The organism is Streptomyces sp. NBC_01426, from assembly GCF_036231985.1.
Taxonomy (GTDB): Bacteria; Actinomycetota; Actinomycetes; order Streptomycetales; family Streptomycetaceae; genus Streptomyces.
On sequence record NZ_CP109500.1, the window covers coordinates 1217057 to 1234316 of the forward strand.

At 73.1% G+C, this 17260-nt stretch carries 12 protein-coding genes and 1 pseudogene; 6 read left to right on the plus strand and 7 right to left on the minus strand.

Annotated features, from left to right (window positions below):
- The first annotated feature begins 64 nt into the window (after window positions 1–64).
- Window positions 65–1561: an MFS transporter gene (locus tag OG906_RS05460; RefSeq protein WP_329440537.1), complete on the plus strand. Its 1497-nt coding sequence runs from the start codon at window positions 65–67 to the stop codon at window positions 1559–1561.
- Between the two features lie 69 nt (window positions 1562–1630).
- Here the strand turns inward: OG906_RS05460 and OG906_RS05465 are convergent.
- Window positions 1631–2186: pseudogene (locus OG906_RS05465) on the minus strand (right-handed parallel beta-helix repeat-containing protein); the annotation flags it as partial.
- 209 nt (window positions 2187–2395) lie between these two features.
- Between OG906_RS05465 and OG906_RS05470 the strand changes: the two are divergent.
- The gene (locus OG906_RS05470) at window positions 2396–3526 is read left to right on the plus strand and encodes an agmatine deiminase family protein (RefSeq protein ID WP_329440538.1); all 1131 of its coding nucleotides are present in this window, start codon (window positions 2396–2398) and stop codon (window positions 3524–3526) included.
- Window positions 3527–3590: 64 nt separating this feature from the next.
- Here OG906_RS05470 and OG906_RS43585 read toward each other — a convergent pair whose 3' ends face one another.
- From OG906_RS43585 to OG906_RS05485, 3 genes are all read right to left on the minus strand, one after another.
- Window positions 3591–3926, minus strand: coding sequence for a DUF6126 family protein (locus OG906_RS43585; protein ID WP_443067354.1), 336 nt, complete (start codon window positions 3924–3926; stop codon window positions 3591–3593).
- A gap of 15 nt (window positions 3927–3941) precedes the next feature.
- Complete coding sequence (locus OG906_RS05480; protein ID WP_329440539.1) at window positions 3942–4586, minus strand: helix-turn-helix domain-containing protein; 645 nt, start codon at window positions 4584–4586, stop codon at window positions 3942–3944.
- A 72-nt stretch (window positions 4587–4658) separates the two neighbouring features.
- The gene (locus OG906_RS05485) at window positions 4659–6197 is read right to left on the minus strand and encodes an ATP-dependent DNA ligase (protein ID WP_329447934.1); all 1539 of its coding nucleotides are present in this window, start codon (window positions 6195–6197) and stop codon (window positions 4659–4661) included.
- Window positions 6198–6361: 164 nt separating this feature from the next.
- Between OG906_RS05485 and OG906_RS05490 the strand changes: the two genes are divergently transcribed.
- Together OG906_RS05490 and OG906_RS05495 are read left to right on the plus strand one after the other, a co-directional pair.
- On the plus strand, window positions 6362–9109 hold the full coding sequence (locus OG906_RS05490; protein ID WP_329440540.1) for an alpha/beta fold hydrolase: 2748 nt from the start codon (window positions 6362–6364) through the stop codon (window positions 9107–9109).
- Window positions 9106–9984, plus strand: a complete 879-nt coding sequence (locus OG906_RS05495) for an ABC transporter permease (protein ID WP_267799848.1) — start codon at window positions 9106–9108, stop codon at window positions 9982–9984. The genes OG906_RS05490 and OG906_RS05495 overlap by 4 nt, the downstream gene beginning before the upstream one ends.
- 121 nt (window positions 9985–10105) lie before the next feature.
- Here OG906_RS05495 and OG906_RS05500 read toward each other — a convergent pair whose 3' ends face one another.
- The 3 genes from OG906_RS05500 to OG906_RS05510 all read right to left on the minus strand — a co-directional run bounded on the left by OG906_RS05500 (window position 10106) and on the right by OG906_RS05510 (window position 14191).
- Window positions 10106–11074: a D-2-hydroxyacid dehydrogenase family protein gene (locus OG906_RS05500; RefSeq protein ID WP_329440544.1), complete on the minus strand. Its 969-nt coding sequence runs from the start codon at window positions 11072–11074 to the stop codon at window positions 10106–10108.
- Window positions 11071–12036, minus strand: coding sequence for an aldo/keto reductase (locus tag OG906_RS05505; protein ID WP_329440547.1), 966 nt, complete (start codon window positions 12034–12036; stop codon window positions 11071–11073). The genes OG906_RS05500 and OG906_RS05505 overlap by 4 nt, the downstream gene beginning before the upstream one ends.
- Window positions 12037–12403: 367 nt before the next feature.
- Window positions 12404–14191 carry a glycoside hydrolase family 35 protein gene (locus tag OG906_RS05510; RefSeq protein WP_329440548.1) on the minus strand — a complete coding sequence of 596 codons (1788 nt, stop codon included), beginning with the start codon at window positions 14189–14191 and terminating at the stop codon, window positions 12404–12406.
- A gap of 249 nt (window positions 14192–14440) precedes the next feature.
- Here OG906_RS05510 and OG906_RS05515 point away from each other — a divergent pair, with 249 nt between their 5' ends.
- Window positions 14441–15607 (plus strand): substrate-binding domain-containing protein, encoded by a 1167-nt coding sequence (locus tag OG906_RS05515; protein WP_329440550.1) that lies wholly within the window; start codon window positions 14441–14443, stop codon window positions 15605–15607.
- Between the two features lie 138 nt (window positions 15608–15745).
- Entirely contained in the window at window positions 15746–17158 is a 1413-nt protein-coding gene (locus tag OG906_RS05520; RefSeq protein WP_329440552.1) for an ABC transporter substrate-binding protein, read from the plus strand.
- Window positions 17159–17260: the final 102 nt, after the last annotated feature.

Genomic DNA, 17260 nt, shown 5'->3' on the forward strand with positions numbered 1-17260 from the left:
CTATTGAGCCGAGTTTCGGACCGGCCGGGTGGCCCATGTCGGTCGACCGCGCCAGCCTGGGGACATGACCACACCCGACCGGCCGTCACCCGAGCCGCCCCGACCCGACGTCCCGCTCGCCTCGGCCCGGGGCAGGTGGATCCTGCTGACCACCGTCCTCGGATCGGGCATGGCCCTGCTCGACTCGACGGTCGTCAACGTGGCCCTCCCCGCCATCGGGCGGGATCTGGACGCCGACCTCGCGGTGCTCCAGTGGACGGTCAACGCCTACCTGCTGACCCTGGCCGGCCTGATCCTGGTCGGCGGGGCGCTCGGCGACCGGTTCGGACGGCGCCGGGTCTTCGTCGTCGGCGTGGTGTGGTTCGCGCTGGGCTCGCTGCTCTGCGGCATCGCGCCGAACGCCGGGGTGCTCATCGCCGCCCGCGCCCTCCAGGGCGTCGGCGGCGCGTTGCTGACGCCCGGTTCGCTCGCCCTGATCCAGGGGTCGATCCACGCCGACGACCGGGCCCGGGCGGTCGGCCTGTGGTCGGGGTTCGGCGGGGTGGGCGCGGCCGTGGGTCCGTTCCTCGGCGGGTGGCTGGTGGACGGGCCGGGATGGCGCTGGGTGTTCCTCATCAACATCCCGGTGGCCGCGCTGTGCGTGCCGGTGGCCCTGAGGCACGTACCGGAGTCCCGGGACCCGCACGCGCACGGCACCTTCGACGTGGCCGGCGCCGCCCTCGGCGCGAGCTCGCTCGCACTGGTCACCTACGCCCTGATCGAGGCCCGCAACGGCGGCGCGCTCGTCATCGCGGCAGCCGTCGGCGGAGTGCTGCTGGCCGGCGTGTTCGTGTACGTGGAGCGGCGGCGGGCCGACCCGATGGTGCCGCCGGACATCTTCGCCTCCCGACAGTTCACGGCGGTCAACCTGGTCACCCTGTGCGTGTACGCGGCCTTCGGCGGCTTCTTCTTCCTCGCCGTGCTCCAGCTCCAGGTGGTGGCCGGATACTCCGCCCTGGCCGCCGGGGCCGCCCTGCTGCCCACCACCGTGCTGATGCTGCTGCTGTCCGCGCGCTCGGGGGCGTTGGCCGAGCGGATCGGGCCGCGGATCCCGCTGACGGTGGGGCCGCTGCTCTGCGCGGCCGGAATGCTGCTGATGCTGCGGGTCGGGCCGCACGCCTCGTACGCACGGGACGTGCTGCCCGCCCTGATCGTGATGGGGATGGGGATGGTGGCCCTGGTGGCCCCGCTGACGGCGACGGTGCTGGCCTCGGTGGACCCGGGTCGGGCGGGTCTGGCCAGCGGCATCAACAACGCCGCCGCCCGCGTCGCCGGGCTCCTCGCGGTGGCGGCGCTGCCTCTGCTGGCGGGGATGGGGCCCGACGCCTACCTCTCCGCCGATCTCTTCGACGCGGCCTTCGACCGGGCCATGCCCTGGTGCGCCGGGATCCTCGTCGTCGGCGCGGCGCTGGCGTGGGCGACCGTGCGCAAGCCGGCGGCCGACGCCCTCCAGCCGCAGTGTCGTACCCAGTGCGGGGTCACCGCCCCGGCGCTCGAATCCCCGCGGGCGGCGCGGCGGTGACCCCTCAGCGGCCGGTCACCAGGGGCTCGGCGGCGCGACCACCGGCGGCCGGTCCGCGCAGGTGACGACCACCTGGGCGTCGGCCCGGTCGATGCTCCGGTCCAGGGCGAGGAACCAGATCGCACCGAGCCCGATGTTCCAGTTCAGTTCGTACGCGTCGGCCCGCGCGGTGGTGTTGTCCTCGATCCGCAGGCTTCCGGTGAAGGGCTCGGCGCCGAAACGCGCGCCGACGTGCAGGGCGCTGCCCTCGCGGACGGGGTCCGCGACCAGGTTCCCGCTGACGGTGGTGTCCGCGCCGCCGTAGATCGCGATGCCGTTGGCCGGGGTCGGGCACTGGACGGTGTTGTGGTCGACGGTGTTGCGGGCGTCGGCCGTCCTCTCGGACCACAGGGCGAGCCCGTCGTCACCGGTGTTGCGGACGAAGTTGTCCCGTACGAGGGAGTCGGTGAACCCCGGTGTGCAAGTGCAGGCCGTCCGCGATCCGGTCGGTGATGACGTTCCGGGTCACCTTGACGTTGCTCATCGGGCCGTCGAACCAGAGGCCCACCTTGGTGTGGTGGATGTACATCCGGCCCACGGTCGAATCACTCATGGCGCCGCCGATGCCGTTGACCTGGTCGGTGTCCGAGGGGGCATGGCCGGGACAGTAGGACTCCACGCGGGAACCCGGTAAGAGTCGTGCAGAACTCTGCGGCACCTTGTCGATTTCTTGCGTGCATGCGTTCGCCCGCGGCCCTGGCGGCCCACCGCAGACCCGCGCCCGACTTCTTGACTGAAATTTCAGTTAGTGCCACAGTGCGGCTACCCCTCATCCCCCCTCCTCCGGAGGTTCGAATGAATCCAAGCCGCAGAACCCTGTTGCGTTCGGCGGGAGTCGGCGCCGTCGGACTGGCACTCGCCAGCCTCGTCCCGCAGTCCGCACAGGCGGGCCAGGCAGCCCGGGCCGGGGCAGCCGCCGGCCGGATGACCGTCCCGCTCGACGACGTCCGGCACGTGCGCACCTGGATGGCCTGGCCCTCCAACCGCTCCATCTGGGGCTCCGACCTCGCCGGCGTGCAGCAGGACATCGCGCTCATCGCCCGTACCGTCGCCCGCTTCGAGCCCGTCGTGATGTGCGCGGCGGACGCGAGCGCGGCGGCGACCGCCCGCTCTCGCTGCGGTTCCACCGTCACCGTCATCTCCACCATCCCGGTCGACGACCTCTGGATGCGCGACAGCGGCGCCGTCTTCCGCCGCGACGGCGCGGGTGCCGTGGACGCGATCGGACTCAACTTCAACGGGTGGGGCAACAAGCAGACCCACCGCAAGGACGAGAACGTGGCCCGGCTGATCGCCTCCCGCGAGTCACTGCCGTTCGGCACGGCGACGTTCGTCGGCGAGGGCGGTGCCGTCGAGACCGACGGCGACGGCACCCTGATGGCGACCGAGAGCAGCCTCGTCAACAAGAACCGCAACCCGGGACTCGGCCGGGCCCAGGTGGAGGCCAAGGTCCTCGCCGCCTACGGCGCGGACAAGATGCTCTGGGTCCCCGGGATCAAGGGGCAGGACATCACCGACGACCACATCGACGTCACCTCCCGGTTCATCCGGCCCGGCGTCGTGATGGTCCAGACACCGCCCGCCGACCGCACCGACATCTGGGCCAGGGACGCCCGGCAGCAACTCGCGATCCTCTCCGCCGCCACCGACGCCAAGGGCCGCCGGCTCCAGGTCCTCAGGGTCGACGGCCCGGACACCCTGCGCTCCGACAACCCCGACTTCGTCGACTCCTACCTGAACTTCCACGTGGCCAACGGCGCCGTGATCACTTCGCAGTTCGGGGACCGGGCCAAGGACGCGGGCGCCCGCCAGGCGCTCGCGGCGGCCTTCCCGGGCCGCGAGATCGTCCAGCTCGACGTGGACCGGCTGATGGGCGGCGGCGGGGGCATCCACTGCTCCACGATGCAGCAACCCGCCGCGGGCTGAGCCCCCGCGGCACGGAAGCGGACCCGACGGCGGGCGTGCGCGCCGCCCCCGTCGGAGACCCTCCCTACTGGTTCTCGGCGCCCAGCACGAAGAGCAGGTAGACGAAGAAGGCGAAGAGGTGACCGACGAAGAGGTAGGCGATCAGGCGGATGATCAGGCCGCGCGGGAACTTGGACTCGAAGCGCTTCAGCAGGGTGTCCGGCGCCGAACCGATCTCCTGCGCATCGGCCGGACCGGGCCGCTCGACGGGACCGGTCCCGTCGACGGGACCGGTCTGATCGGCGGAACCGGTCCGCTCGACGGAACCGGTCCGCTCGACGGAACCGGCCGCCGGGGCGTCGTTCGCGGGAACACCGGGTGCCTCGTGCGCGGTGGCGGTCACGTTCTCTCCCTGGGACATGGTGCGACTCCTCGGCTAGTGGTGGTGCTGGGTCGCGCCGCCGAGGCACACCCCGGCGAGGCCGCTCTGCAGCAGCGTGTGGACGAACAGCAGGTCGGCGCCGGCGGCGTCGGCCGCCCCGATCCGGTGGGGCGTGAGCGAGTCGAAGTGCGCGCTGTCCCCCGGGTCGAGCAGGTGCTCGGCCTCTCCCAGGTGCAGCCGCAGCCGCCCGGTGAGGACGTACAGCCACTCCTCGCCGGGGTGGACCCGGACCAGTTCGCCCCGGACCTGGCCCTGTGGAACGTGCACGCGCAGGGCCTGCATCCCCCGCCCCGAACCGCCGGCCGGCCAGTAGGTCCAGCCGTCGGCCTCGCGGGCCCCGGGGCCGCCGCCCCGTACGATGGGGTCGGCCGCGGCCGAGGTCTCGCCGAGCAGTTCGGAGACCGTCGTTCCGTAGGTGCGAGCAAGTCCCAGCAGCAGCGGCAACGAGGGCGTGCGCCGGCCCGTCTCCAACCGCGACAGGTGGGCGGGCGAGAGTCGAGCCCGTGCGGCGGCCGCCTCCAGGGTGAGCCCGGCGCGGCGGCGCAGGTCGCGCAGGCGCGGGGCCACGGTGGGGAGTTCCCCCGACGGGTCGTCGGGGTCGGCCGCTTCTTCGGGGCCGGAGGCAGGACCGGTTGTCATGCTTCGATTGAGCCAGACCCTTACCCCACTGGCAAACGCTCTTGCCTCTGAGGCAAAAGCTCCGCTCGCTGCCTAGGCGGGCCGTTGGCCCAGCACGCTCTCCACGGTATCGGCCTGCCCGGCGTCCTTGTCGGGGCGGTGCCTCAGCACCCGTGCGAAACGCAGCGCGACCCCGGCCGGATAGCGCGAGGAGCGTTGCAGGCCGTCGTAGGCGATCTCCACCACCAGTTCCGGTCGGACCCGGACCGTGAAGCCGTCGTCCTCCACCGCCAGTTCCAGCAGCCGCTCGGTCTGCCAGCGCAGCATCACGTCGGTGAGGCCCTTGAAGGTCTTGCCGAGCATGGCGTGGGTGCCGTCGGCGGCGCGGGCGCCCAGATGCAGGTTCGACAGGAGTCCCGTGCGCCTCCCGTGCCCCCATTCGGCGGCCAGGACCACCAGGTCGAGGGTGTGCACGGGCTTGACCTTGAGCCAGTGCGTGCCGCGCCGGCCGGCCGCGTACGGCGAGTCGAGAGCCTTGACGACGACCCCTTCGTGGCCCCGGCGCAGGGACTCGGCCGCGAACTCCTCGGCGGCGGCCGTCGCGCCCTCGGCCGCCGGGTCCTCCACCGCCAGCCGCCGCACGCGGGAGGACTCCGGGACCAGCCGGGCGAGCGCCGTGTACCGCTCGCGGACGGGCAGGTCGAGGAGCACTTCCTCCCCCGCGGCCAGGACGTCGAAGAAGTGGACGCGCACGGGAAGGGTCTGCCGGGCGGCCGCCACGTCCACCCGGGAGCCCACGCGGCTCGCGACCTCCTGGAAGGGGACCGGCCGCCCGTCGGGGCCCTGCCCGACGACCTCGCCGTCGAGGATGAACCGCTCGCCGGGCAGCGTCAGGGCCAGCTCGGCCACCTCCGGCAACCGGTCGGTGATCTCGTCCAGGGAGCGCGTGTAGATCCGTACGTCCGGCCCGTCGCGATGCACCTGGACGCGGATCCCGTCCAGCTTCTCCTCCACCGCGCAGGGTCCCAGCGTGGCCAGCGCCTGCGTCACGGACGCGGCCGTGCCGGCGAGCATCGGCTGCACGGGCCGGCCGACCCGCAGGGTCACCCCCTCCAGCGCCGCCGCGCCCTCGGCGAGCACCGCCGCGGCCACCCGGGGCAGGGACCCGTCCAACATCACGGCGCGGCGCAGGGCGGCGGCCGGCACCCCGGCGGCCGCCGCCACCGCGTCCAGCGCGACGGCGTCGAGCGCGCCCTGGCGCACCTCGCCGAAGAGCAGACCGCGCAGGAAGCGTTGCTCGGCCTCGGTGGCCGCGCCGAACAGGGCGTCCACGATCCGGTGCCGCTCGGCGCGGGAACCGGTGCCCGCGACGGCGGCGAGTTCGCTCACGGCCGCGTCGACCTCGCCGACGGTGAGGGTCGGCCCGGGCGCGGGGTCGATCTCCCGGCCGAGGGTGCGCCATCCGATGCCGGGGCGGCCCTGGGGCAGCCGCCCGGCGAGGTAGGAGACGACGACGGCGGCCTCCTCCGCGGGCGCGGCGGCGAACACCTCGGCGAGCAGGGCGGTCTTCGCCGAGCGGGCGGAGGTCTCGGAGACCTCCCGGGACACACGCGCGACCTCGGCGAGCAGCATGCGGACCATCCTGCCGCCCCTCGTGCCCGTGCGCAGGTCGGCCGCGCGGAGGAGCCGTGTACGGCAGGCGCGGTACGGGGGGCCGCCCGGGTAGTCCTTGAGAAGGTGCCGGGCTCACCCTGCGGGCTCTCCGGCGGCGGCCCGGGGACGTCTAGGCTTCCTGTATGAAGCTCCGACTGCCCCGGCGTCGCCGGGACCGCCTGTTGGCCGGTGGCGCCGCGCTGGTCGTCCTGGCGGGGGCCGGTACGTTGACGGCCACCGCCGCGGCGTCCGACCCGCCCGGCGTGCAACGCCAGGACCACGTATTGCAGATGCCCGACGCCGGGATCGACGTCTCGTACTTCACGGCCGGCGAGGGCGGGGAGGCTGCACGGAAACGGCCCGCCGTGCTGCTCGGCCACGGCTTCGGCGGCAGCAAGGACGACGTCCGCGCGCAGGCGGAACGGCTGGCCCGGGACGGGTACGCGGTGCTGACCTGGTCGGCGCGCGGCTTCGGCCGCTCGGGCGGCCGGATCGGCCTGAACGATCCCGAGCTGGAGGGCAAGGACGTCTCCCGGCTCGTCGACTGGCTCGCGACCCGACCCGAGGTGCGGCTCGACGCGCCCGGCGATCCGCGCGTGGGCGTGGCCGGGGCCTCGTACGGCGGTGCGGCGGCGCTCCTCGCGGCCGGGTACGACCACCGGGTGGACGCCATCGCCCCGCAGATCACGTACTGGAACCTCGCCGACTCCCTCTTCCCGAACGACGTGTTCAAGAAGCTGTGGACCGGCATCTTCTTCACCACCGGCGCGGCGGGCGGCGGTGCGACCGGTGGCGGCGCGGAGGGCGGCGCGGCCGCCCTCCCACCGTCGGCGCGGTCCGCCGACCCCGCGGCCGCTCCCGGCTGCGGACGGTTCCAGCCGGAGCTGTGCGCGATGTACGAGCGGGTCGCGGTCGCCGGGAAGCCCGACGCCGAGGCCCGTGCGCTGCTGGCCGGACGCAGCCCCTCGGCGGTGGGCGACAAGATCAAGGTGCCCACCCTGATCGTGCAGGGGCAGGACGACTCGCTCTTCCCGCTGGACCAGGCCGACGCCATGGCCAAGGCCATCGCGGCGAACGGCGCGCCCGTGTCCGTGGACTGGGCGAGCGGCGGCCACGACGGCGGGATGCGCGAGGCCGGCCGTGTCGAGGCGCGGGTGACGGCCTGGTTCGACCGCTACCTCAAGGGCGACGAGCAGGTGGACACGGGTCCCGTGTTCCGGGTCTCGCGCACCGGCGGAATCGATTCCACGGACGGGACCGTGCAGGTGCGCGGCGCGAGTGACGACCGCTATCCCGGTCTCACCTCGACGCCCCGGGAGTTCGCGCTCACCGGCCGCGAGCAGACGTTCGCCAATCCGGCGGGCGGCACCCCGCCGTCGTTGTCCTCGCTGCCCGGGATCGGCGGCCGGCTCGCCGCCTTCGGGGCCGGGATCTCTCTGGACTTCCCCGGGCAGAACGCCCGCTTCGAATCGCGGCCGATGACCGAGGAGGTGCGGATCACCGGCACCCCGACCATCACCCTGAACGTGAGGTCGACGGCTACCGACGGTTCGGCCGTGCTGTTCGGCAAGGTGTACGACGTCGGACCCGACGGTCGCGGCCAGGTGCTGCCCGGCCAACTGGTCGCCCCGGTCCGCGTCACGGACGCCGGACAGGGCCGTACCGTCCAGGTGCGGCTGCCGGCCGTCGACCACGCCGTCGAGGCCGGCCACCGGCTGCGCCTGGTGATGGCGGCCACCGATCTCGGGTACGCGTCGCCCGCCGCCCCCGCCACGTACACCGTCTCCGCGCAGGGCGCGCTGTCGGTGCCCGTCGTCCCGGGGGTGCGCACCGCGGCCGCGAGCATGCCCGGTTGGACGTGGGGGCTGCCCCTGGGCGCCCTGGCCCTGGCCGCGGCGCTGCTGGGGATCCGGCGTAACGGCAGGGGCCGCGCCGGGGAACGGGCCGGAGCGACCCGGCCCGATCCCGCGTTGGCCGACGTGCCGCTGGAGATCACCGGGCTGACGAAGCGCTACGCGAAGGCCCGGGACCGCTACGCCGTACAGGACCTGTCGTTCCGGGTGGAGAAGGGCCAAGTGCTCGGTCTGCTCGGCCCCAACGGCGCGGGCAAGACCACCACCCTGCGGATGCTGATGGGGCTGATCTCGCCGGACGCCGGCGAGATCAGGGTGTTCGGGCACGCGGTACGGGCCGGATCGCCGGTGCTGTCGCGGGTCGGCGCCTTCGTGGAGGGCGCGGGCTTCCTCCCGCACCTGACGGGCCGGGCGAACCTGGAGCTGTACTGGCAGGCCACCGGCCGTCCCGCGGCGGACTCCCACATGGCGGAGGCCCTGGAGATCGCCGGACTGGGCGACGCGTTGGAACGCGCCGTGCGGACCTACTCCCAGGGCATGCGGCAGCGGCTCGCCATCGCGCAGGCCATGCTCGGCATGCCGGACCTGCTGATCCTCGACGAGCCGACGAACGGCCTGGACCCGCCACAGATCCGGGAGATGCGTGACGTCATGATCCGGTACGCGGCGGCCGGGCGGACGGTCATCGTCTCCAGCCACCTCCTCTCCGAGGTGGAGCAGTCGTGCACGCACCTGGTCGTCATGGACCGCGGCCGGCTCGTGCAGGCGGGCGAGGTCGCGGAGATCACCGGCGGCGGGGACACCCTGCTGGTGACCCTGGCCGGGTCGGTGGACGAACTCCTCGTCGAGAAGGTGGCGGCGCTGGAGGGGGTCGGCTCGGTGGTGACCGCCGACGACGGACTGCTCGTACGGCTCGAAGGCGCGACGGCGGCCGAGCTGATCGCGGAACTCGTACGGCTGGAGGTGCCGGTCTCCGCGGTGGGACCGCACCGCCGGCTGGAGGACGCGTTCCTCACCCTGATCGGAGGTTCGGCGTGAGCGCCGTGACAGAGGTGGCCGTGACCGAGGTGGCCGACGGCTACCGCGCGGGCCGTACGCTGCCGTTGCGCGTGGAGGCGCTGCGCCAGTGGCGCCGGCGGCGGACGCTGGTGATGGGCGGGATCCTCGCGGCGCTCCCCTTCATCATGATCATCGCTTTCGCGGTGGGCGGCACGCCCGACGAACGCGGTGGCGGCAACGGCCGGATCACCCTGATCGACACGGCGACGGCCTCGGGCGCGAACTTCGCGGCCACCTGCCTGTTCGTGTCGGCCGGCTTCCTCCTGGTGGTCCCGGTCGCGCTGTTCTGCGGGGACACCGTCGCCTCGGAGGCGAGCTGGTCCTCGCTCCGCTACCTGCTGGCCTCGCCGGTGCCCCGGGCCCGCCTGCTGTGGAGCAAGCTGGTGGTGGCCCTCGGGTTCAGCCTCGCGGCGATGGTGCTCCTGCCGGTGGTGGCGTTGGCGGCGGGCACGGTCGCGTACGGCTGGGGGCCGCTGAAGCTGCCCACCGGCGGGACGTTGGCGGCCGGTGACACGCTGCCGAGGCTCGCGATCGCCGTGGCGTTCGTCTTCGTCTCGCAGCTGGTCACGGCCGGGCTGGCGTTCTGGCTGTCGACGCGGACGGACGCGCCGCTCGGCGCGGTGGGCGGGGCGGTCGGGCTGACGATCGTCGGGAACGTCCTGGACGCGGTGACCGCGCTCGGATCGTGGCGCGAGTTCCTGCCCGCGCACTGGCAGTTCGCGTGGGCGGACGCCCTCCAGCCCCACCTGGAGTGGGGCGGGATGATCAAGGGCACGGTGGTGTCGGTGTCGTACGCGGTGGTGCTGTTCGCGCTCGCGTTCCGGGGCTTCTCCCGCAAGGACATCGTGTCCTGAACCGGCCGCCGCCCGGGCGGGCGGACGAAACGGCCCGGGCGGGCCCGCTCCTCGCGGGCCCGCCCGGGCCGTTCGCACGTGCTGCCCACAAGCGGACGGGGCGGTGACCCCGGGCCGGGCGCTAGCGGAGCACCCGGACGGGCGCACCGTCGAGGTACGCGCGGATGTCCTCGACGGCCTCGCCGTAGTACGTCGCGTAGTTGTCCCGCGTGACGTAGCCCAGGTGGGGCGTGGCCAACAGGTTGGGCGTCGTGCGCACGGGATGGTCCCGCGGCAGCGGTTCGATGTCGAAGACGTCGAGACCGGCGCCCGCGATCCGCCCCTCGCGCAGGGCCTCGATGAGCGCGTCCTGGTCGACGATGGCCGCCCGCGAGGTGTTGACGAGGTACGCGGAGGGGCGCATCAGCGCGAGTTCCGGCGCCCCGATCAGACCGCGGGTGCGGTCGCCCAGCGCGAGGTGGACGGACACGAAGTCGCTCTCCGCGAGGAGTTCCCGTTGGGACCCGGCCAGGGTCACCCCCACCTCGTCGGCGCGTTCCCTCGTGAGGTTCCGGCTCCAGGCCGTGACCTCCATGCCGAAGGCGAGGCCGATCCGGGCCACCCGGCCGCCGATCTTCCCGAGGCCGAGCAGACCGAGCCGGCGTCCGTGCAGGTCGGCGCCGAGGGTCTGCTGCCAGGGCCCACCGGTGCGCAGGGCGGTGTTCTCGGGAACGATGCCGCGCGCCAAGGCCAGCAGCAGCGCCCAGGTGAGTTCGACGGGCGGGGTGGAGGAACTGCCGGTGCCGCACACGGTCACGCCGTTGCGCGCGGCGGCGGCGTGGTCGATGACGGAGTGGCGCATGCCGCTCGCGACGAGCAGGGCGAGGCGGGGCAGCCGGTCGAGCAACGAGGCCGGGAAGGGGACCCGTTCGCGCAGGGTGACGACGATGTCGAAGTCGGCCAGGCGGGCCGCGAGCCGGTCCTCGTCGTCCAGGTGGTCCCGGTAGGTGACCACCTCCACCCGGTCCGCGATCGTGGACCAGTCGGCGGAGGCGGCCGCCACGTCCTGGTGGTCGTCGAGAACGGCGCAGCGGAGCGAGGTCGTGGTCACCGCGCCCCCGCGCCGGCGCCGCCGATGCCGTCGATGGCGTCGATCTCGGCGAGCAGCGCGGCCTCCAGGGGCCGGTCGGCGACGGCCGCGTTGGCCCGCACCTGCTCGGCGGAGGTGGCGCCCGCGATCACTGAGGCACAGCCCGGCTGCGCGGAGAGCCAGCCGATGGCGAGTTCCAGGACCGTGCGGCCGTACTTCTCGGCGAGGCCGGCCAGTGCCTCGACGATGCCCAGGCGCTCGTCGGTGAGGTAGGCGTCACGGCCTTCGAGGCGCGAACCGGGCGGGACGGGCGCGCCGCGGCGGATCTTGCCGGTGAGCAGACCGTTGGCCAGGGGGAAGTACGGGAGCACGCCGACGCCGTGGTGCAGGGCGGCCGGGACGAGTTCCCGTTCGGCGGACCGCTGGAGCAGCGACCATTCGTTCTGCGCCGACACGAAGGGCGCGGCGCCGATCTCCCGGGCGACGTGGGCGGCTTCGGTGAGCTGCCAACCGCTGAGGTTGGAGTGTCCGATGTAGCGGACCTTGCCCTCGGTGACGAGTTCGGTGAGCGCGGCGAGGGTCTCGTCGATGGGGACGTCCGGGTCGGGGCTGTGCAACTGGTAGAGGTCGATGTGGTCGGTCTCCAGCCGGTGCAGGGACTCCTCGACGGCGCGGCGGATGTAGGCCCGGCCGCCGCGGGACCCGGCCGCGGGACCGTAGCCCATGTCCACGCCGTCGTAGCCGAACTTGGTGGCCAGGACGACCTGGTCGCGGCGGCCCTTGAGGGCCTGGCCGAGGTGGCTCTCGGAGCCGCCCTGGCCTCCGTAGATGTCGGCGGTGTCGAGGAGGGTGATGCCCGCGTCGAGGGCGGCGTCGACGACGGCGCGGGTGGCGCGGGCGTCGAGGCGGCCGCCGAAGTTGTTGCAGCCGAGGCCGACCGCGGAGACCCGCAGACCTGAACTGCCCAGGGAGACGTGACGCATGGATCCTTCTCCACTCTCGCGATTGCACGTGATCCAAAGGAAGTTACCCCAGGAGCAGCTTGCCGGGCAGAACCACTCAGGTAGGCCCCTGACGAGGGAGTTCACCGCCGCTCACCCGAACGCCGTGGTCGTCGCCGCCGACATCGGCCTCTGCACGCGCGCCCAACGGCTCGCGGGCGCCGTCCCTCCCGGGGTGAGCCGGGTCGGGGTGGACTTCCCGGAGGGGGTGGACCTGCGCAGCCGGCTGCCGCCGGACGAACAGGTCCGCCTGTACGCGGGCTCGATCATGTCCGGGGTCGGGTCGGTCGGGGGCAGGCGGGCGGGGGGCGGGCGGGCGGCGGGCGGCGGTTCACGTGACGGCCTTCTCTCACTGGAGGGTGACCACCGTGGGGCGGCCGAGGTCGGGCTGGTCGCGCAGCGGCAGTTCGCCGCCGGGGCGCTCCAGTTCGAGGACGACGATCACGTTGCCGCCCGTCCGCCACAAAGGGGCCGGGGCGTACAGCGTGCGCTGCGGACCGCGCGGGGAGTCGTAGTGACCGAGCAGGAAGTCATTCAGCCAGATCAGGCCGGTCCCCCAGGTCGACACGTCGATGAATCCGTCGGCGGGTCGCCCGTCGAGGTGGTGCGTGAAGCGGTGGAAGGTCGGCAGGTCCGGCCCCGGCGTGACGTCCGACCACCTCAGGGCGCCGAGGTCGGTCAGCGGGAGCGGCCGTATCTCCCATTCGAAGAGCAACTGGTGGCCGTGGCGGACGCCGCGCCCGATGCCCTTGCGGTCGTCGATCAGGGGACCGTAGTTGACGCGCCCCTGTGCCCGCACGAGGACGTCGAGGACCACACCGGCCTCCCCGACGGCCAGGTCGAGCCCCTCGTCGGGGGCGTTGCGATCGAGGACGCCGAGCGGGCTCCCGTCGACGAAGACGTACGCGCGGTCGCCGAGACCGTCGATCCGTACGGGCATGGCGGCGCGGGGGCCGGTGATCGTGGTGCGGTAGTGGATCAGGCCGTGGTCCTGGCCGAGCTTCTCCATCGGCTCCGGTGCCGCGCGCGGCACCGGAGGGCCGGCGAGCGGGTCGAGGTGCGCGAGGAGCGGAGCGCATCCGGCGGGGGTGGCGAGGGCGGGTGCGATCCGGGGCAGCGGGGCGGGCAGCGGCCCGTCCGGCAGGGAGGCGTGGCGGCCGATGACCTCGCGGAAGGCGTGGAACTTGGGGGTCAGCTCGCCGGCCTCCCCGATGGGCGCATCGTAGTCGTAGCTGGTGACGGTCGGCTGGTAGCCGGGGTCTGCGGGGCGTGAGCCGGTGTGGTTGGCGCCGGCCCAGAAGCCGAAGTTGGTCCCGCCGTGGGCCATGTAGAGGTTGACGGAGGCGCCGGTGGCCAGGAGCTCGTCGAGGGAGGCGGTGGCGTCCTCGACGGCGCGCACGTGGTGTCCCTCGCCCCAGTGGTCGAACCAACCGATCCAGAACTCCATCGCGGCGAGCGGACCGGTCCGCTGATATCGACGCAAGTGGGCCAGTCGTTCGGTGGGTTGGGCGCCGAAGGTCGCGGTGGCGAGCCGACCGGGCACCATGCCGCCCTGGAGCATGGCGTCCTCGGGCCCGTCGGCGGTGAACAGCAGACAGTCCACCCCGCGCTCGGTCAACGCCCTTTCGACGTCGGTGCGGTAGCGGGCGTCGTTGCCGTAGGAGCCGTACTCGTTCTCGATCTGCACCGCGACCACCGGGCCGCCCCGACTCGCCAGGTGCGGCAGCAGCGCGGGAACGACGGCGTCGAACCAGCCGTCGACCTCGGCCTGGAAGCGAGGGTCGGAGCAGCGCAGGTGGAGGCCGTCCACGGCGAGGAGGCGGGCGGGCAGGCCACCGAAGTCCCACTCGGCGCAGATGTAGGGGCCCGGTCGGACGATCGCGTCGAGGCCGAGGTCCCGGGCGATGCCCAGGAACCGGCCGACGTCGCGCCATCCGGTGAAGTCGGCCTTGCCCGGGGCCGTCTCGTGGAAGTTCCAGGGGACGTACGTGTCCACGGTGTTGACGCCGAGGGCGTGGAGCCGAAGGAGCCGGTCCTCCCACAGGTCGGGGTGGACCCGGAAGTAGTGCAGGGCTCCCGAGATGACGCGATGGGGGCGGTCCTCGCGTCGGAATCCGTCCTGGTCGTACGTGAGCATGCGCTGACTCCCGAGAAGAGGTCGAGATGCAGTGGCGAGGTGCGGAACGCCGCCGAGAAGCGGGATGCCGTCGACCGCGGCGCCCGCCGAACCTGTGGCGCCGCCGAATATATGAACGTGCCGTGCACGCCGTCAATGACCAATTGAACGCTCCGATCGAATCGATCGTTTCAGCTCACTATGATGGTGCCACTGGCGGCGACACTGCCGGCAACGCCGATGACGGCGGATCGGACACAGGGGGACATCGTGAGAGCACACGTGGACCAGCGTCAGGCCCAGGTGCGCGCGCTCGTCCGGGCGCGCGGCAGCGTACGCGTCACGGACCTGGCCGTGGAGCTCGGCATCTCTCCCGTGACCCTGCGGCGGGACATCGAGGCCATGGCCGCCCGGGGCGAGATCCACCGGATGCACGGGGTGATCAGCCGCGTGGAGCAGCCGCAGCCGCCCACCGGAGCGACGCGGGGCGGCACGACCGGCGCGCCCGAGAGGCCGGCGACCCAAGGCGGCGAGGGGCTGGTGGTCGGCATGGTGGTGCCGACCACCGAGTACTACTACGCCGACGTCGTGCGCGGGGCCCGCGAGGTGGTCGAGGCGCGAGGGGCACGGCTCACCGTGGGCCTGACCCGGTACCTGCCGGGCGAGGACCGCACGCAGGCCGACCGGCTGCTGTCCACCGGCGCGGACGGGCTGCTGCTGACCCCGAACTGGGACACCGGCTCCCCCGGGCCTGGCGAGGGAGCCTGGACGGCGGAGCTGCCCGTACCGACGGTGCTGGTGGAACGGTGGGCCCCGCCCGGCCACCCGGCGGCCGCACTCGACCGAGTGGGGTCGGACCACGCGCACGGGGCGGCCCGGGCGGTACGCCACCTGGTCGACTCGGGGCACCGGCGGATCGCCCTGGCCTGTCAGGAGACGCCGACGACGGCTCGTCTGCGCGCCGGGTACGAGGCCGCCGTCGACGCGCTCGGCCTGGAACCGGCGCCGCCGTGGCCGCAACTCGCCGGCGGCCCACTGTCCGTGGCCGACCGGTTCGCCCGGGCCCTGGACTACCTGTGCGAGGCCGTGACGACGGGCGGGGTCACCGCCGCCCTGATCCACAGCGACACCGACGCGATCATGCTGATCCCGAGGTTGCAGGCCCGGGGCGTGCGGGTGCCGGAGGACCTGGCCGTGATCACGTACGACGACGAGGTGGCGGGCCTGGCCGACGTGCCCCTGACGGCGGTCGCACCGGCCAAGCGGGAAGTGGGGGCCCGGGCGGCGGAGTTGCTGTTGGATCGACTGGCCTCCGGTGCGGCGAAAGCGGGTGCGGTTGCGGGTGCAGGGGCGCGTGCGGGAGCGGGAGCGGGAGCGACCGAGGAGCCGCCTCGTCAGCATCTGGAGCTGCTGCCCCGGCTGACCATTCGCCCATAAAGGACGGCCACTCCTCCTGCTAGCGATCGTTTCGATCGAGTCGTGCGTTCGCTCTTGACGGTGTGCGTGTTCGTACAAAAGATGGGCCGCGTTCTCCCATCCGCCGCCGTCAGCGGTCGTGTCCGTAGGAGCCGAATCATGTCGCGCAGCTTCTTTCGCCCTGCCCGTTCCGCTCGCCCTGACGGTTCGGACCGTCCTGCCCGGTCCGGCCGTGCCGCTCCTCGTGGCCGTGATCCGCGTCTGCCCCGCCTGGCCCTCACGGCCTCGATCGCCTCCCTGGCCCTGCTCGCCACTGCCTGTGGCGGCGACGACGGACAGGCCGATCGTGCGGCCGGTTCGGCGGGAGGGCCCGGTTCGGCGGAGCGACCGGTCACCGTCACGTACTGGTCCTCGTCGGCGGGTGCGCAGCAGACGGTCGACGCCTTCAACAAGACGCACCCGAACATCCGGGTCGCGTTCTCGGCGATCCCCGGCGGTCCGGACGGCGCGGCGAAACTGGCGAACGCGGTCAAGGGTGGCAACGCTCCCGACATCGCCACCATGGACTACTCCGCGCTGCCGGAGTTCGCGAGCGGCGGCAATCTGGAGGACCTTACGGGGACCTCCGGGAGGCTCGTCGGGGAGAAGTTCCCGGAGGCGGTGCAGTCCTTGGTGACGCTGGGCGGCAAGACCTGGGCCGTCCCGTTCGACGTGACGCCCCTCGAACTCTTTTACCGGAAGGACATCTTCGAGAAGCACGGTGTGCCCGTGCCGAGGACATGGGACGCGTACAAGGCCGCTGCGGAGAAGATCAACCGGGCCGATCCGTCCGTGCGGATCACGAACTTCGGCGGCGGCGACCCCGCCGTGCTCGCCGGCCTCGCCTGGCAGGCGGGTGCGAAGTGGTACGGGATCGAGGGCGACAAGTGGAAGGTCGCCATCAACGATCCCGCCTCGAAGAAGGTGGCGGAGTACTGGAACGGGCTGATGGGTTCCGGACTCGCGTCGAAGACCCCGCTCTGGGGTGAGGGCGAGGCCAAGGAACGCTCGTCCGGGCAGGTCGCGACCATCGTCGGCGCCGCCTGGACAGCGGGCACGCTCGTCGCGAACTACCCGGACCTCAAGGGCAAGTGGGGCGTGGCCCCGCTGCCCACGTGGGACGGCACGCCGGCGACCGGGATGTACGGCGGCACCTCGTACATCGTCCCGAAGGGCAGCAAGCAGACGAAGGCGGCTGCCGAGTTCATCTCGTGGGTGACCACCGAGCCGGAGGCGATCAAGGCCCGTCTCAGCTCGCTGAAGGCCCCGAGCAGTGCGCTGCCGGCCAATCCGGAGATGCGGGCCGAGGCGGCCAGGCTGTTCGACGCCTCGTACTTCGACGGACAGAACCCGTACGTCCTGGCGGGCGAGGCGGCGGCGACGATCCTGCCCGGCTGGACCTGGGGCCCGACGCACCTCCAGGTCAACTCGGCGCAGAACGCCGCCGGGCCAGACCTCGTGAAGGCGCTGTCCGAAGGGCAGGCCGCCGCCGAGAAGGCGATCAAGGACCGCGGCCTGGGCCTGGCCGACTGATGCCCGGCCGCCACACACCCCTCCCTGCGGATTCGTCGTCACGACCGAACGCCCCGACCCCGGCCCCGGCCCCGGTCCGCGAGGACACGCAGCGCCCTGCCG

Excerpts from the sequence above, each read along its gene's own strand:
- OG906_RS05460 (WP_329440537.1), top strand. The coding sequence starts at position 65 with ATGACCACACCCGACCGGCCGTCACCCGAGCCGCCCCGACCCGACGTC.
- OG906_RS05470 (WP_329440538.1), top strand. The coding sequence starts at position 2,396 with ATGAATCCAAGCCGCAGAACCCTGTTGCGTTCGGCGGGAGTCGGCGCC.
- OG906_RS43585 (WP_443067354.1), bottom strand. The coding sequence starts at position 3,926 with ATGTCCCAGGGAGAGAACGTGACCGCCACCGCGCACGAGGCACCCGGT.
- OG906_RS05480 (WP_329440539.1), bottom strand. The coding sequence starts at position 4,586 with ATGACAACCGGTCCTGCCTCCGGCCCCGAAGAAGCGGCCGACCCCGAC.
- OG906_RS05485 (WP_329447934.1), bottom strand. The coding sequence starts at position 6,197 with ATGCTGCTCGCCGAGGTCGCGCGTGTGTCCCGGGAGGTCTCCGAGACC.
- OG906_RS05490 (WP_329440540.1), top strand. The coding sequence starts at position 6,362 with ATGAAGCTCCGACTGCCCCGGCGTCGCCGGGACCGCCTGTTGGCCGGT.
- OG906_RS05505 (WP_329440547.1), bottom strand. The coding sequence starts at position 12,036 with ATGCGTCACGTCTCCCTGGGCAGTTCAGGTCTGCGGGTCTCCGCGGTC.
- OG906_RS05510 (WP_329440548.1), bottom strand. The coding sequence starts at position 14,191 with ATGCTCACGTACGACCAGGACGGATTCCGACGCGAGGACCGCCCCCAT.
- OG906_RS05520 (WP_329440552.1), top strand. The coding sequence starts at position 15,746 with ATGTCGCGCAGCTTCTTTCGCCCTGCCCGTTCCGCTCGCCCTGACGGT.